Annotated in this window: 11 protein-coding genes; 4 read left to right on the plus strand and 7 right to left on the minus strand. The window is 72.7% G+C overall.

Going from position 1 to position 15,149, the window contains the following annotated elements; genetic code table 11:
- Positions 1 to 3: 3 nt before the first annotated feature.
- The 5 genes from H4W80_RS07595 to H4W80_RS07615 form a co-directional block, all read right to left on the minus strand.
- Entirely contained in the window at positions 4 to 1,914 is a 1,911-nt protein-coding gene (locus H4W80_RS07595) for a glycoside hydrolase family 127 protein (protein WP_192784409.1), read from the minus strand.
- A gap of 27 nt (positions 1,915 to 1,941) precedes the next feature.
- Entirely contained in the window at positions 1,942 to 2,748 is an 807-nt protein-coding gene (locus H4W80_RS07600) for a carbohydrate ABC transporter permease (RefSeq protein WP_192784410.1), read from the minus strand.
- Positions 2,745 to 3,686 (minus strand): carbohydrate ABC transporter permease, encoded by a 942-nt coding sequence (locus H4W80_RS07605; RefSeq protein ID WP_192784411.1) that lies wholly within the window; start codon positions 3,684 to 3,686, stop codon positions 2,745 to 2,747. The genes H4W80_RS07600 and H4W80_RS07605 overlap by 4 nt, the downstream gene beginning before the upstream one ends.
- Before the next feature lie 4 nt (positions 3,687 to 3,690).
- On the minus strand, positions 3,691 to 4,968 hold the full coding sequence (locus H4W80_RS07610) for a sugar ABC transporter substrate-binding protein (RefSeq protein ID WP_192784412.1): 1,278 nt from the start codon (positions 4,966 to 4,968) through the stop codon (positions 3,691 to 3,693).
- Between the two features lie 67 nt (positions 4,969 to 5,035).
- Positions 5,036 to 6,106 (minus strand): LacI family DNA-binding transcriptional regulator, encoded by a 1,071-nt coding sequence (locus tag H4W80_RS07615; RefSeq protein ID WP_192784413.1) that lies wholly within the window; start codon positions 6,104 to 6,106, stop codon positions 5,036 to 5,038.
- A 371-nt stretch (positions 6,107 to 6,477) separates the two neighbouring features.
- Here H4W80_RS07615 and H4W80_RS07620 point away from each other — a divergent pair, with 371 nt between their 5' ends.
- Entirely contained in the window at positions 6,478 to 10,098 is a 3,621-nt protein-coding gene (locus H4W80_RS07620; protein ID WP_225963310.1) for a LamG-like jellyroll fold domain-containing protein, read from the plus strand.
- Positions 10,099 to 10,189: 91 nt separating this feature from the next.
- On the opposite strand, the gene H4W80_RS07625 is transcribed toward H4W80_RS07620, so the two are convergent.
- Positions 10,190 to 10,846 carry a response regulator gene (locus H4W80_RS07625; RefSeq protein WP_192784414.1) on the minus strand — a complete coding sequence of 219 codons (657 nt, stop codon included), beginning with the start codon at positions 10,844 to 10,846 and terminating at the stop codon, positions 10,190 to 10,192.
- A complete protein-coding gene (locus H4W80_RS07630; RefSeq protein WP_192784415.1) occupies positions 10,843 to 12,066 on the minus strand; it encodes a sensor histidine kinase in 1,224 nt (407 codons plus the stop codon). The genes H4W80_RS07625 and H4W80_RS07630 overlap by 4 nt, the downstream gene beginning before the upstream one ends.
- Positions 12,067 to 12,199: 133 nt before the next feature.
- Here H4W80_RS07630 and H4W80_RS07635 point away from each other — a divergent pair, with 133 nt between their 5' ends.
- From H4W80_RS07635 to H4W80_RS07645, 3 genes are read left to right on the plus strand one after another with little or no spacing between them, the layout of a single operon-like run.
- A complete protein-coding gene (locus H4W80_RS07635) occupies positions 12,200 to 13,102 on the plus strand; it encodes an ABC transporter ATP-binding protein (RefSeq protein WP_192784416.1) in 903 nt (300 codons plus the stop codon).
- Positions 13,099 to 13,986 (plus strand): ABC-2 transporter permease, encoded by an 888-nt coding sequence (locus H4W80_RS07640; protein WP_192784417.1) that lies wholly within the window; start codon positions 13,099 to 13,101, stop codon positions 13,984 to 13,986. Before H4W80_RS07635 ends, H4W80_RS07640 begins: the two co-directional genes overlap by 4 nt.
- A 20-nt stretch (positions 13,987 to 14,006) precedes the next feature.
- On the plus strand, positions 14,007 to 15,134 hold the full coding sequence (locus H4W80_RS07645; protein ID WP_192784418.1) for an alpha/beta hydrolase family protein: 1,128 nt from the start codon (positions 14,007 to 14,009) through the stop codon (positions 15,132 to 15,134).
- The last annotated feature ends 15 nt before the right edge of the window (positions 15,135 to 15,149 follow it).

Here is a 15,149-nt window from a genome sequence, read left to right on the forward strand (position 1 = left end):
GTGTCACTCTCCTTCGATGGGCAACCAGACACGCATGCTCGACGGGCCGCGGCGGGCCCACGAGTGGTACGGCCGCAGCGGCACGTCGAACCACTCGACGTCCGCCGCGGGGGCGGCCGCGGCGCCGGAATAGGCCCACGGCCGGTCGGGGGGCGCGGCCAGGCGGCCGCGGACCAGCACTTCGCCGGGCTCGGCCCGGGGGCCGGATCGGGGGCCGGATCGGGGGACCGACCGGGGGTCGATCGCCAGGGCGTCGAGCCCGCCGGGGTGCGGCAGGTCGTGGGACTCGGCGCACAAAACCTCCGGGCCGCGCTCGACGGCGACGCAGCCGCGTACGGCGTCGATGCGGGGGTCCGGCCAGGTGAAGCGGGGCTCCATCGGCAGTTCGAGCGTGATCACCTCGCCCGCCCGGAACGCCCGCCGCACCGTGGCCAGGCCGGGCTCGACCGGCCGCGCCCGCCCGTCCTCGGCGAGCGTGGCCCCGGCCGCCCAGGCGGGGACCCGCAGCGACAGCGTCCAGAGCCCGTCGGCGAGGATCCGGACGCGGACGGTCCCACCGGCGGGGTAGTCGGTCTCGACCTCCACGGCGATCTCCCGCCCGTCCGGCAGCTCGGCGCGGACGGTCGAGGGGGCGTACTGGTGGAGCTGCAGGCCGTCGTCGTCGGTGGTGGCGAGGTAGCCCTGGAGGCCGGCCAGGGTGCGGGCGACGTTGGTGGGGCAGCAGGACACGTCGAACCACGCGGCCCTCGCGCCGGCCTCGGCGCGCGGGCTCACCTCGTCCGGGTCGGCCGGCCGGCCCGGGGCCCGCTGGTGGAGGGGGTTGGCGTAGAAGAACGCCGTGCCGTCGGGGCTCGGGGAGGTCGCGATGACGTTGTAGAGCGTGCGCTCGATCAGGTCGGTGTAGCGGACGTCGCCGGTGGCGAGGTGGAGCCGCCAGGAGACCATGATCGAGCCGACGCCGGCGCACGTCTCGCAGTACGCCCGGTCCGGCGGCAGCTCCCAGTCCTCGCCGAAGCCCTCGTCCTGGTGGCGCGAGCCCATGCCGCCCGTGATGTACGTGCGGCGCGCGACCGAGCGCTCCCACTGCCGCTCCACGGCCCGCAGCAGCTCGTCGTCCCCGCGCTCGACGGCGACGTCCACGGCGGCGGCGGTCAGGTAGAGCGCGCGGACCGCGTGGCCGCGCCACACGCCGGCCTCCCGGATCGGGAGGTCGTCCTGGAAGTAGGCGCGGCCCAGCGGGATGTCCCTGAGCGTGCCGTGCCCGCGGCGGTCGAGGAAGATCCGCGCCTGCTCGACGTAGCGCTCCTCCCCCAGCGCCCGGCCGAACTCGGCCAGGCCGACCTCGATCTCCGGGTGCCCGCAGATCCCGGGCCGGCCGTCCGGGCCGAAGGTCTCGCACACGTGGTCGGCGGCGCGGCGCGCGACCCGTACGAGCTCGTCCTCGCCGTGCGTGCGCAGGCGGGCCACCGCGGCCTGCAGGAGGTGGCCGGTGTTGTAGAGCTCGTGGCCCATCTCCAGGTCGCTGTAGCGCGGCGGTTGCGTGCCGTGCCCGAAGCAGGTGTTGAGGTAGCCGTCCGGGTCCTGGGCGCGGGCGATCCGCCCGGTGAGTCGCTTGATCGCCACCTCCGCCCCCGGGTCGCCGGTACGGCCGCTCTCCCAGGCCAGGGCCTCCAGGAGCTTGTAGACCTCCGAGTCGGAGAACGACCAGCCGGGGCGGTCGGGCGCGGTCGTCCCGTCGGCGACCCGGTCGAAGTTGGCGAGCCAGCCGAGGCGCTCCATCCACGCCTCGCAGTGGGCCAGCGTCGCCGCGGCGTTCACGGCCTGCCGGCTCCCCCAGAACCCTCCGGTTATGGAGACCTGCGCGAGCCCGAGGGGGCGTACCCGGCCGTGCGACGGCAGCACGGGGCTGGTCATGTGGCGAACCTTTCGACGAGTTGCTGATCAGTCCTTCACGGCGCCCGCGGTGACCCCGGCGGCGATGTAGCGCTGCGCGAGGACCAGCAGGAAGGCCGCGGGGACGGACGCGATCACGGCGGTCGCCATGATCGAGTTCCACTGCGTGGTGTTGTTGCCGATGTAGCGGAAGATGCCGAGCGTGATCGGGATCACGTCGCTGTTGCGGTTGAGGGTCGAGGCGAAGATGAAGTCCGACCACGCCCACAGGAACGCGAAGAGCGAGACCGTGATCACCGAGTTGCGGCTCAGCGGCAGGATGATCGACCGGAACGTCCGCCAGGTGCTCGCCCCGTCGATCTGCGCCGCGGCCATGAGCTCGCCGGGGATGCTCGCCATGAACGCCCGGAAGAGCAGCACCCCGAACGGCACGGCCAGCGTCGAGTCGGCCACGATCAGGCCGGGGACGGTGTTGAGCATCCCGAGCCTGATGTAGATGGCGTAGAACCCCATGGCCATGACGACGGCGGGGATCATCTGCGCGACGAGGAGCAGGAAGTCGATCCCGCGCGCGCCGCGCGGGCGCAGCTTGGCCAGCGAGTAGCCCGCGGGCAGGGCGACGACCAGCGTGAGCGCGACCGTGCCGAGGCCGATGAACAGGCTCGTGGCCAGGGCCGGCAGCTGCTGGGCGAGCGCCGCCGCGTACCCCTCGAAGGTGGGGTTCCAGGGGAACCAGTGGGGCGGGTCGGCCCGCATGTCGCCCGTTCTGGTGAGCGAGACGTTGAACATCCAGTAGACCGGGAACAGCATCACCCCGACGAGGACGACGCCCGCCGCGGTCTTCCAGCGCTTCATGCGCGCTCCTCCTTGCGCTGCAGGTGCACGTGCAGGAGCCCGGCGGCGAAGGCGATGAGGATGAGCAGGTTGCCGACGGCCGCCGCGGGCGAGAAGTCGGGCTGGCCGGTGCCGAACGCCTCCCGGTACGACCAGGTGGCCAGCGTCGTCGAGGCGTCCGCCGGCCCGCCCTTCGTCATGATCCAGATGATGTCGACGACCTTGAGCGTGTAGATCAGGCCGAGCAGCAGCGTGATCGCCGACACCGGGCGCAGCAGCGGGAAGGTGATGCGCCAGAAGCGTTGCCAGCCGTTCGCGCCGTCCAGGCCGGCGGCCTCGTACAGGTCGGCGGAGATGGTCTGCAGCCCGGCGTACAGGATCACCAGGTTGAACGGGACGCCGAGCCAGATGTTGGCGATCGTGACCGCCAGCAGCGAGGTGTCCGGGGAGGTGAGCCAGTTGATCTGGCCGATCCCGAACGCCTCCAGCGCCGCGTTCACGATGCCGTTGTCGCTGTTGAGCATCCACGACCAGGTCGAGGCGGAGACGATCAGCGGCAGCAGCCACGGGACCAGGAACATCGCGCGCAGCACCGCCGACAGGCGGAAGTTGCGCTGGAAGAAGACCGCGAGGGCCAGGCCCAGGGCGTACTGCGCCGCGATGGACACCAGCGTGAACAGGGCCGTGTTGCGCAACGCCCGCAGGAAGGTGTCGTCGGACAGGATGTCGCGGTAGTTGTCCAGCCCGGTGAACTCCGGGTCGCCCCGCACGAACGCCCGCGGCGTGTAGTCGTGCACGCTGAGGTCGATGTTGCGGTAGAGCGGATAGGCGTAGAAGACGAGCAGGTAGATCACGAGCGGCGCGAGGAACGCGTAGGCCGTCCACTGCCGCGAGCGCCGCCGGGGGGCCGCGTGCGCCGCCCTGCCCACCGTCATCGCCTGGCTGCTGAGAGAGGTCATCGGATCAGCCGCCGGTGGCCTGCTTCGCCTGGGCCTGCGCCTCCTTGAGCGCGTCGGCCGGGGTGGCCGAGCCGCTCAGCGCCTTCTGCACCCCGGTCCACAGCGCCTCGGAGATCTTCGGGTACTTGGTGCCGAGATTGTCGCTGGTGCGGCCCTTGGCCGACTTCACGGCGTCGACCCACGGCTTGAGACCCGGCTCCTTGGCGAGGATGGCCTGCTGGCCCTCGGCGGTGGAGGGGATGTAGTACGCGAACGTCGTACCGGTCTCCACCAGGCCCTCGGGCGTCGTCATGCACTCGAGGATCTTCTTGGTGGTGGCGTAGCGCTTGGTGTCCTTCTGCACCGGGACCGTGATGAACTCGCCGCCCGTGGGCGTCGGGGCGGTGCCGCCGTCCTTGCCGGGGATCTGCACGATGCCAGTGGGGAAACCCGCCTTCTTGGCGCTGTCGATCTGCCAGGTGCCGTTCTCGGCGAACGCGAACTCCCCGGTCAGGAACTGCTCCCAGGTGGTGTTCTGGGAGTTGCTGATGACGGAGTTGGGGGCGGTGCCGTCCTTGACCCACGTGGTCCACAGGTCGAGCGCCGCGACGGCCTGGGGCGAGTCGAGCTGGGTCAGCTGCGCGCCGGAGCCCCAGAACCACGGCAGGAACTGGAACGAGCCCTCCTCCGTGCCGATGGCCGCGAACGTGATCGGCTTCTTGCCCGCGGCCTTGACCTTCTTCAGCGCCGCGTTGAGCGTGGCCCAGTCCTTGATCGAGCCGGGGTCGACGCCGGCCGCGTCGAGGATCTTCTTGTTGTAGTAGAGGGCGAGGGTGTTCGCGCCGATGGGGATGCCGTACGTCTTGCCGTCCAGCTCGCCGGCGGCGATGAGGTTCTTGTCGAAGCGGGCGGTGTCGAGGCCGAAGTCGGACATCGTGGTGAGCATCCCGGCGTCCGCCAGCGTCGAGACGGCGGGGTTGTCGAGGAGGATGACGTCCGGCGCGTTGCCCTCCTGGCCGGCGAGCAGCGCCTGGTTGGTCAGCGCGGTGGTGTCGTAGGCGGTGCGCTGGATGGTGACGCCGGCCTGCTTGCCGCAGGCGTCCACCCGCTTGGCCCAGGCGGAGGACGGGTCGTGCTGCGGGTAGGGGTCCCACCAGGTGTACGCGCCGGCGCCGCCCGCGGAGGCGCCGGTGGTGGCGCCACCGGTCTGCGGGGCGGACGCGCAGGCGGACGCGCTGACTGACAGGGCCAGGACGGCGGTTCCGAGGACCGCCGCCTTCGCGGAAACCGACGTGCGGTTCATCGAGGCCTCCAATGTTAGCGCTCACATCAGAGCGCGGCCGGAAGGTGTGGGGGGTCAGGCCCGCGAACTAGCGGGCGGCAGAGGGCGCGGTCGGGGACGCGGTCGGCGGCACGGTCGGGGGCGCGGTCGGGGGCGCGGTGCTTCCGCGCGAGACCAGTTCGGGAGAGATGAAGCGCACGACGAACGGCTCGTCGCGGGCCGCCGGCGATTCGACGCGGCGCACGAGCTGGCGTACCGCCATGGCGCCGAGCCGGTCGGGCGCGCTCTCGATGAACGAGTAGGGCAGGGAGAAGGTCGCGGCGAACTCGGCGGAGTAGCGCCCGATGACCGACAGGTCCTCGGGCACCCGCAGGCCCCGCTGGTGGGCGACGGAGGGCAGGGCCGCGGTGGCGGCCTCGTTGTTGAGCAGCAGGCCGGTCGCCGACGGGTAGGCGTCGAGCAGGGCGTTGAGCATGCGTCCGACCGCGGGCTGGCGGGACTCGCCGTACACGGCGTGCAGGGTGACGCCGAGCTGGCGGGCCCGTTCGAGCGCGGCGTCGCGCAGGCGCCACACGTACGCGCCGCCGCGCTCGACGACGTGCTCGGGCTGCGAGATCAGGATGAGCTCGCGGTGGCCGAGCCGGTGGAGGTGCTCCACCATGGCCCGGCCGGCCTCCTCGAAGTCGAGGTCGAACACGTCGAGCCCCGAGCAGTCGCCCGGCAGGCCGACCAGGGCGCCCGGCTGCGGCGCGGCCCGCAGGATGGGCAGCCTCGGGTCGATCTGCGCGATGTTCATCAGGACGACGCCGTCGACCATGCGCGAGTCGGTGATGCGCCGCAGCGCCCGCACGCCGTCGGCCTCGGTGACCAGCAGCGTGTCGTAGCCCAGGTCGCGGGCGGTGTTCGTGACGCCCAGGATGTACTGCATCATCGCGGGCGCGAACTCGTCTTCGTGGAACTGGGCGAGCAGACCGAGGACCTTGGTCTGGGAGGTGGCCAGCGCCCGGGCGCCCGCGTTCGGCGTGTAGTCGAGCGCCTCGGCGGCCGCCAGCACGCGACGGCGGACCTCCTCCGAGATGGGCCGCTTGCCCGACAGCGCGTAGGACGCGGTGCTGCGGCTCACCCCGGCCTCCCGGGCCACGTCTCCGATCGTCGCCACTCTCACCTCCTGTAGGTCATTGAACCGGTTCGACAGTCGCGTCGCGGAAAACCCTCGGATCGCTGGCCGGCCTGCGCCTTTTCCTGGGGATCCGCAGGGTCGATCGGCCCGCCGCCGGTCAGGACCGGGAACGGGCTCCTCCTGCGGGCCGCCGGAATCAGCGAACCGGTTCAACGATGTGGCTCGACTGTCGCGCCGCCGTCGAGCGGGCGTCAAGAGTGAGGACGGTCGGCGATATCGAATCGTGACCTGCTGGAAACGCCCATTGACGGGCAGGGCACGGCTACGTAACCTACGCGAAACCCTCAGTTGCGTTCGCCGATCACCCTCCCTGAGATTTGTTAACGCTCACACCTCCCAGGGACATCGTCATGACCATCAAGGCCATGTCGGCCGGGTTACTCCCGGCCGTCCTCCTCGCCGCATTGACCACGGGCGTCGCTGATGCGCGGACCGTGGATCCGCCCTCTCCCGTGCTCCTCTACACCTTCGACTCCGACGACCTCGCCACCGGCTCCATCACCGACTCCTCCGGCAACGGCCTGAACGGGACGCTGGTCAACGGCTCCACCGCCGCGCTGATCGACGGCGCCGGCGATGGCCGGGCGCTGAGCCTGCCCGGCGGCGCGCCGGCCTCCGACGGCGCCTACGTCCGGCTGCCGCTGGACGCGATCAAGGGCAGGACCGACCTGACGGTGTCGGCGCGGGTGAAGTGGGACGGCACCGCCGCCCCCTGGCAGTGGATCTACGCGCTCGGCAAGGACACCAACCGCTACCTGTTCAGCACGCCGTACAACGGGGACGGCGTGCTGCGCACGGCGGTCACCACCTCGGGCGGCGGCGGCGAGGCCAAGGTCACGGGCTATGCCCCGCTGCCGGCCGGCGCCTGGAAGACGCTGACCGTCACCCTCGACACCGCCGCCAAGCGCGTCACCACCTACCTCGACGGCGCCGCCGTGGCCTCGGCCCCCACCACCATCAGCGCCGCGCAGCTGATCGACGCCGCCACGACCTCCGCCGGGTTCATCGGGCGCTCGTTCTACCAGGACCCGCTCTTCGACGGCGCGATCGACGACTTCCGCGTCTACGCCACCGCGCTGTCGGCCGAGCAGGTGGCCGCCGTCACCGGCGGACAGACGCCCACCCCGACGGGCCTCGCCCAGAGCGCGTTCTCCGTCCGGACGACCATCGGCACCGCGCCGGCCCTGCCGGCCGCCGTCCGCGCCACCTTCACCGACGGCTACGACCGCGAGCTGCCCATCGCCTGGTCACCCGTGGATCCCGGGGACTACGCCGCCGCCGGGACCTTCACCGTGACCGGCACGGCGGGCGGCAGGCCCGTCACGGCCGAGGTCACCGTGATCCGCGAGGGCCAGCTCGTCATCGACCTCGCCACGGACACCGGCCCCTTCCACGGGGGCGCGTCCGGCACGCTGTACGGCCTCTACGGGCCGGGGGTGCCGACCGGCAACCTCATCGAGGGGATGCGCCTGCGCACCGTCTCGACCAAGGCCCAGGACGGCCCGCAGCACCCCGGCGCCGACGCCCTGGAAGTGGTCAAGCCGCTGGCCGACAGCACCGACGGCGACGTGTACATCTACATGACCGACATCCACCGCGGCTTCCCCTACCAGTGGCCCGGCGGCACGCCGCAGGAGAAGCTCGACCTGTACAAGCAGAAGATCGCCAAGCAGGTGGACCAGGTCCTCCAGCTCGACCCGAAGTATCAGGACAACATTGTCTTTGTGCCGTTCAACGAGCCCGAGGGCAACATGTTCGGCACGGGCGAGTGGAGCTACAACCGGGTCAGCTGGCTCAGCGACCCGCGCGACTATTTCAAGGCGTGGGACGACGTCTACGCCCTCATCAAGGGCAGAATGCCGGCCGCCCGGATCGCCGGGCCCAACACCAGCGTGCTGTACTCCCAGGTCAAGGGCTACCTGGAGCACGTCGTCGAGGCCGGCACCGTGCCCGACGTGATGACCTGGCACGAGCTCAGCCACCCCGAGCAGGTCAGGGCGAGCGTCAAGCGCTACCGCGAGATGGAGGCCGAGGTCTTCGCCGGCACGAAGTACGCCGGGAAGCGGCTGCCCATCAACGTCAACGAGTACGCCTTCAACTACCACACCTCGGTGCCCGGCCAGATGATCCAGTGGGTGTCGGCCATCGAGGAGTCGAAGGTCGACGCCGACATCGCGTACTGGAACATCGACGGCAACCTCAGCGACTCCGCCGTGCAGGCCAACCGGGGCAACGGCCAGTGGTGGCTCTTCAACGCCTACGGCGGCATGAGCGGCCACACCGTGCGGGTCACGCCGCCGTACCCGGGGCAGAACTACACCCTGCAGGGCGTCGCCACGCTCGACCCCGGAAAGAAGCAGGCCCGCGCGATCTTCGGCGGCGCCGACAGCGCCGGGCACATCCGCTTCGAGAACGTCCCCGCCAAGGTCTTCGGGCGTAACGTGCACGCCTGGGTGCGGGAGATCCCGTGGACCGGCCAGGTCGGCGACTCGGCGCAGCCGGAGATCGTCGCCGAGCGCGACGTCGCGGTCAAGGACGGCACTGTGGTCTTCGACTTCGGCTCGGGTGACCTGCCGAGGCTCAAGGAGTCGTCGGCGTACGAGATCGTCCTCACCCCCGCCGGCTCGGGCACCGCGACGGCGCCCGCGCCCAAGCTGTGGGAGGGGTCGTACGAGGCCGAGGACGCGAAGTACACCGGCGGCGGCTACAGCCGCAACGGCCCGGAGGGCTCCCCCTCGGACGTGTCGAAGTTCTACACCTCCGGCCGCTACGACGTGGGCGGGCTGCGCACCGGCTCGGACGGTGTGCTCGACTTCACCGTCGAGGTGCCGAAAGCCGGCCGCTACGACCTCAGCGTGTTCGCCAACTCGCTGAACACCTTCGACCGGGTGCGCGAGCAGGGTCCGACCAACGTCTTCGTCCGCGTGGACGGGGGCGCGGAGCAGGAGCTGTTCCTGCCGCTGGGCTACAAGTGGGTGGTGTGGGACCACGCGGACACCACGGTGGAGCTCACGGCGGGCAAGCACGTGCTCTCCCTGGCCGCGCGGAGCCTCGACGGCGCCAAGGCCACCAAGGGTGACGCGATCGTCGACCGGATCCGGCTCTCGCTGCCCAACCCGGCGGCGGCGACCTCGATCTACGAGGCCGAGCTGGCCGACCTGCGCGGCGCCCGCCCGTCCTACTCCGCGCACGGCGCCGCGCTCTCGGGCTCCGGCGTCGTCGAGGCCCGGCGCGGGGAGTCGGCCACCTTCTGGGTGTACTCCGCCCAGGACGCCCCGGCCGAACTGGACCTCAAGCTGCTCGGCTCCGGCAAGGCGTCGGTGACGGTCAACGGCGTACGGGTGCTGGAGCGCGCCCGGCGCGGCGGCGCGACCGCGGCGGTGTCGCTGTCCGGCGGCGTCAACAAGGTCACGGTCACCGGCAGGTCCGGCACGTCGCTCATCGACCGGCTCGAGGTGCGGCCCGCCGCCGGCGCGCTGCCGGCCACCGTGTACGAGGCGGAGTCCGCCCGGCTCGCCGGGACGGCGAAGGCGTCGCCGCTCTCGCTGGCCGGCGGCGGGAGCGCGGTCACCGGGGTCGGCGGCACGCCCGGCAACGCCAACACGCTCACCTTCGACGTGCGGGCGGCGGCCGCGGGCACGTACGCCATGCGGGTGCGCTACTCCAACCCGGAGCAGTCGCCCGCCACGCACTACAACCCGGACCCGCTGGCCAGGCACGCCGACATCTCGGTGAACGGGGCCGCCGCGCAGCGCGTCCTGTTCCCCCACACCTTCCACGAGAACAACTTCTGGGAGTTCACCGTCCCGGTGCGGTTGAACAAGGGCGCCAACACGGTGCGCTTCTCCGCCGAGGAGCTGCCGAACTTCGACGGCACCACGTACGCGTCGGAGACCTTCCCCGGGGTGCTGCTGCGCGCGCAGTACGCTCCCGTGATCGACAGGATCACGGTCGCCCCGTACAGCGGCTGACCTCCACCGGTGCCGCCCGCGCCCCGGGATCTCCGGGACGCCCCGGGCGGCACCGGCCTCAGCGGGACAGCGAACCGCACGCTCGCGCCGGTCAGCCGGACGGTGACACCAGGCCCGCGTCGTAGGCCGTGATGACGAGCTGGATCCGGTCGCGGGCGGCGAGCTTGGCGAGCAGGCTGGCCACGTGCGCCTTGGCCGTGCCCGGGCTGATGTGCAGCTCGGCCGCGATCTCGGCGTTGGACAGGCCGCGCCCGACCAGGGTCAGCACCTCGCGCTCCCGCCCGGTCACCCCCGCCAGCTCGCGCGGCCGGGGCGCCGGGGCGGGGCGGCGGGCGAAGTCCTCGATGAGGCGGCGGGTGACGCTGGGCGCGATCAGGGCGTCCCCGGCGGCGACGACGTGCACGGCGGACAGGATGTCCTCCAGCGCCATGTCCTTGACCAGGAATCCGCTGGCCCCCGCCCGGAGGGAGGCGTAGACGTTGTCGTCGTCGTCGAACGTCGTCAGCATGATCACCCGGGTGGCCGGGGACTCGGCGGCGATGGTCTGGGTGGCCTCGATGCCGTCCATGCCGGGCATGCGGATGTCCATCACCACCACGTCCGGGCGCAGCCGCCTGGCGAGCTGGACCGCCTGGGCTCCGGTCCCGGCCTCTCCGGCGACCTCGACGCCGGGAGTGCCGTCGATGACCATGCGCAGGCCGGCGCGGATCAGCGGCTGGTCGTCGGCGAGCACGACGCGGATCGTCACGGCACCTCCACCTCGACGCTCGCACGCCCATCCGTGCCGGTGAATGGGCCGGTGTGCGGACCGGTGAGTGGGGTCGTGAGCGGCAGGCGGGCGGTGACGCGGAAGCCGGCGCCGGGCCGGGGGCCCGCGCTGAAGTCGCCGTTCAGCAGGGCGACCCGCTCGCGCATGCCCGCGATCCCATGCCCACTCCCCGCGCTCGGCGTCGTGGCGCCGCGTCCGCCGTCGGCGACGTCGATGCGCAGCTCCTCGTCCCCGTAGCCGATCGTGACCTGGCAGTGGTCGGTGCCCGCGTGGCGCAGCACGTTGGTCACCGATTCCTGCACGATGCGGAAGGCGGACCGATCCACGGCGGCGGGCAGGGGCCGTGGCCGCCCGTGCCTGCGCACGTCCACGCGTACGCCGGCCGCCGCCGTCGCCTCGGCCAGCCGGTCGACGTCGGCCAGCCCCACCGCGGGGGCGGGCTCGGGAGGCTCGCGCAGCGCGCCGAGCAGGTGCCGCAGCCCCTTCAGCGTCTGCCGGCTGGTCGCCTCGATCGCGCCCAGCGCCTCGCGCGCCTGCTCCGGCCGGCTGTCGATCACGCGGGCGCCCGCGCCGGCCTGGATGGCGATGATGCCGATGCTGTGGGCGACCATGTCGTGCAGCTCGCGGGCGATGCGCAGCCGCTCGTCCGTGACCGCCCGGGCCGCGGCGTGCGCACGCAGCGCGCGTTCGTACTCGCGCCGCTGCCGGATGAACCTTCCGCCCATCCAGCCGGCCACGACGCCCAGGCCGAGCAGGACCGACAGCGCGAGGAACCCGGGCGCCAGGGCGCGCAGGCCGTGCCGCAGCAGGTCCGCCTGCCAGGCCGCCTCCTGGACGACGAGCGCGACGGCCGCCGCGGCCAGGCCCGCCCGGCGCGACCGGGCGGCGGTGACGAGGCAGACCAGGACGTCGCCAGCCAGGAGAAGCGGCCAGAACCGCTGGGCTGGCAGCCCGAACGCCGACGCCGCGACCACTCCGGCCAGCAGCACCGCGAGCACCGTGCCCGGCCACCGCCGCGCCCAGACCAGGGGGAAGACCATGGCGGCGGCGAACGCCGCGTGCCCGGCGCCCACCGGGAGCAGGTTCTCGGCGTCGGTCAGCGTCAGGGCGTAGAGCAGCGGCACCAGGCCCGCCAGGCCGCACCAGGCGAGCAGCCTCCGCACGCCGCCCGGCAGCCGTTCCGGCCATCTGTCGCGCATCCGTCGATGGTAGTCACCCGCTCAGGGGCCGGGCATCGGCCGCCGGGCCTATGCCCGCGGGCCACCCCCGCCCTCCGCGAACAGGCCCGCGGCCAGATGTGGCGCGCCCTCGGCCTGCGACAACGTGGGTCACGTGATCGAAGTCAACGGACTGACCAAGCGCTACGGGGCGGTGACGGCGGTGAACGGCCTGACGTTCACCGTGCGGCCGGGGCACGTCACCGGGTTCCTCGGCCCCAACGGCGCGGGCAAGAGCACCACCCTGCGCATGATCCTCGGCCTGAACCGTCCCACGTCGGGGAGCGCCACCATCGACGGCCGCCCCCGCCCGGCGGGCCTGCGCCACGTCGGCGCGCTGCTGGACGCCGGCGACGTCCACGGCGGCCGCACCGCGGAGGCCCACCTGCGCGCTCTGGCCCGCGGCAACGGCCTGCCCCGGCGGCGGGTGGCCGAGGTGCTGGAGGAGGTGGGGCTGGCGGGGGTGGCGCGCCGCCGGATCGGCGGGTTCTCGCTCGGCATGCGCCAGCGGCTCGGCATCGCCGCCGCGCTGCTGGGCGATCCGCCCGTGTTGATGTTCGACGAGCCGATCAACGGGCTGGACCCGGAGGGCGTGCTCTGGGTGCGCGGGCTGTTCCGGCGGCTGGCCGCCGAAGGGCGCACGGTGCTGGTCTCCAGCCACCTGATGAGCGAGATGGAGAACACCGCGGACCGCCTCGTCGTCATCGGCCGCGGCGAGCTGATCGCCGAGGAGAGCCTGGCCGGGTTCGCCGCGCGCGGCACCGGCGCGTCCGTGACCGTGCGCACTCCGGACCCCGCCGAGCTGGCGGCCGTTCTCGGCCTGGAGGGGGCGCACGTGCGGCCGGAGGGCGGCGACGTCCTGACCGTGACCGGGTTGAGCGCCGCCCGAGTCGGCGAGCTCGCCCATCGGCGCCGGATCATGCTGTACGAGCTCGCGCCGCGGACCGCCTCGCTGGAGCAGGCGTTCATGGAGCTGACCGCCGGCCACGCCGAACACCGGGCCGGTGACCCCCGATGACCGCCGAACACGCCGGAGACACTGGACACGCCGGACACCGAAGCCGACGACCCTCGACGACCACCAGGCACGCCCATGACCCCACGACGAGCTCCGGCACCTTCCGCGACCTGCTCGCCGCCGAGTGGATCAAGCTCTGGTCCCTGCGCTCGACCTCGTGGCTGCTCGGCCTGGGCACGCTGGCCATCGTCGCCCTGGCCGCCCAGAGCAGCCTCGACGCCTACCAGAGCTGGCCGGGCTTCACCGCGATGGAGAAGGCCAGGTTCAACCCGCTGGGCGAGGCGTTCAGCGGCCTGGCCGCCTCCCTGCTCATGATCGGCGCCGGCAGCCTGGGCGCCCTGACCATCGTCGGCGAGTACGCCACCGGCCTCATCCGCACGACGCTCGCGGCCGTCCCGGCCCGCCACCGCGTCGTGGCCGCCAAGCTCGCCGTCACCGCCGCCGTGACGCTCGCGACCGGCGCGCTCATCTCCGCGGGCACGTTCGGCGTCAGCCAGGCCATCCTGTCCGGCCGCGGCGTCGCCGTCTCGCTCGGCGACCCCGGCGTGCTGCGCGTCCTGGCCGCCAACGCGCTGCTCGCCCCGGTGTCGGCGCTGACCGGCATGGGCATCGGCGCGCTGGCCCGGCACACCGCCGCAGCCGTCGTCACCGTCTGCGCCGCGCTGGTCATCGTGCCCACCTTCTTCCAGCCCACCGTCCACCAGTGGCTCAACGACTTGTACGCCCTGGTCCCGTTCTACGTCTGGCGGACCTGCCTGGGCCTGGCCCGGCTCCGCGACGACCCCGCCCTGCCCACGGTGGCCGGCTCGTGGGTCGCCTTCGCGCTGTGGCCGCTCGTCGCCGCCGTCCTGACCCTGATCGTCGTACGTCGCCGCGACGTGTGACCCGTACGAGAGGAATTCCGATGAAGATCCGCCTGCCCGCCGTCGCGCTGACGGCCTGCCTCGCCCTGACCGCCGTCCCCCTCACGGCGACGACCGCCTCGGCCTCCATCCAGCTGGAACTGCCCCGCCCGACCGGCCCGAACCCGGTCGGCCGCGACATCCTCCCCCTGGTCGACAGCGCCCGCAAGGACCCCTGGGTGCCCGAGTCGGGCCCGCGCCGGCTCATGGTCTCGATGTACTACCCCGCCCGCTCGGCCACCGGCGGCGCCGCCCCGTACATGACCACCCCCGAGGCCGCGTCCCTGCTCCAGCGGAAGGCCCCCGGCGCCAAGATCCCTGCGGAGGTCGTCAGCGGCACCCGCACCTACGCCCGCGCCGGCGCCCCGCCCAAGCAGGGCCGCTACCCGGTGGTGGTGCTCTCCCCCGGCCTCGGGCTCCCGCGCGCGAGCCTCACCTTCCTGGCCGAGGACCTGGCCAGCCGCGCGTACGTGGTCGCGCTGGTCGACCACGCCTACGAGTCCTCCGGCACGACCCTGCCCGACGGCCGCACCATCACCTGCGCCCCGCTCTGCGACCGGCCCAAGCCGCCGGAGGGCGGGCAGGCGGCCATCACCACAAGCCGCACCAGGGACATCGCCTTCGTCCTCGACGAGCTGACCGGCCGCCACCCCGCCTGGAAGAACGCCCGCATGATCGCCCCCAAGCGGATCGGCATGGCGGGCCACTCCCTCGGCGGCGACGCCAGTGCCGCCACCATGGCCGTGGACAAGCGCGTACGGGCCGGGGTGAACCTGGACGGCACCTTCCACCCCGCGGTCCCGCTCGACCGGCCCTTCCTGCTCATGGGCAGCCGCTCCGACCACGTGCCCGGCAAGGACCACACCTGGGACGACGGCTGGACGAAGATGAGCGGCTGGAAGCGCTGGCTCACGGTGGCCGGCACCGAACACGCGAGCTTCACCGACCTGTCCATCCTGCAGCAGGCGGCCGGCATGTCGGGCCCCGGCGTCCTCTCGGCGCGGCGCTCCCTGGAGATCACCCGCGCCTACGTCGGCGCCTTCTTCGACCAGCACCTGAAGGGCCGCCAGCAGCCGCTGCTCAACGGCCCGTCACCGGCGAACCCGGAGGTCGCCTTCCACAACCCCTGAGACGGCGGAGGCCAT

The sequence above is a fragment of the Nonomuraea angiospora genome (genome assembly GCF_014873145.1).
GTDB lineage: Bacteria > Actinomycetota > Actinomycetes > Streptosporangiales > Streptosporangiaceae > Nonomuraea > Nonomuraea angiospora.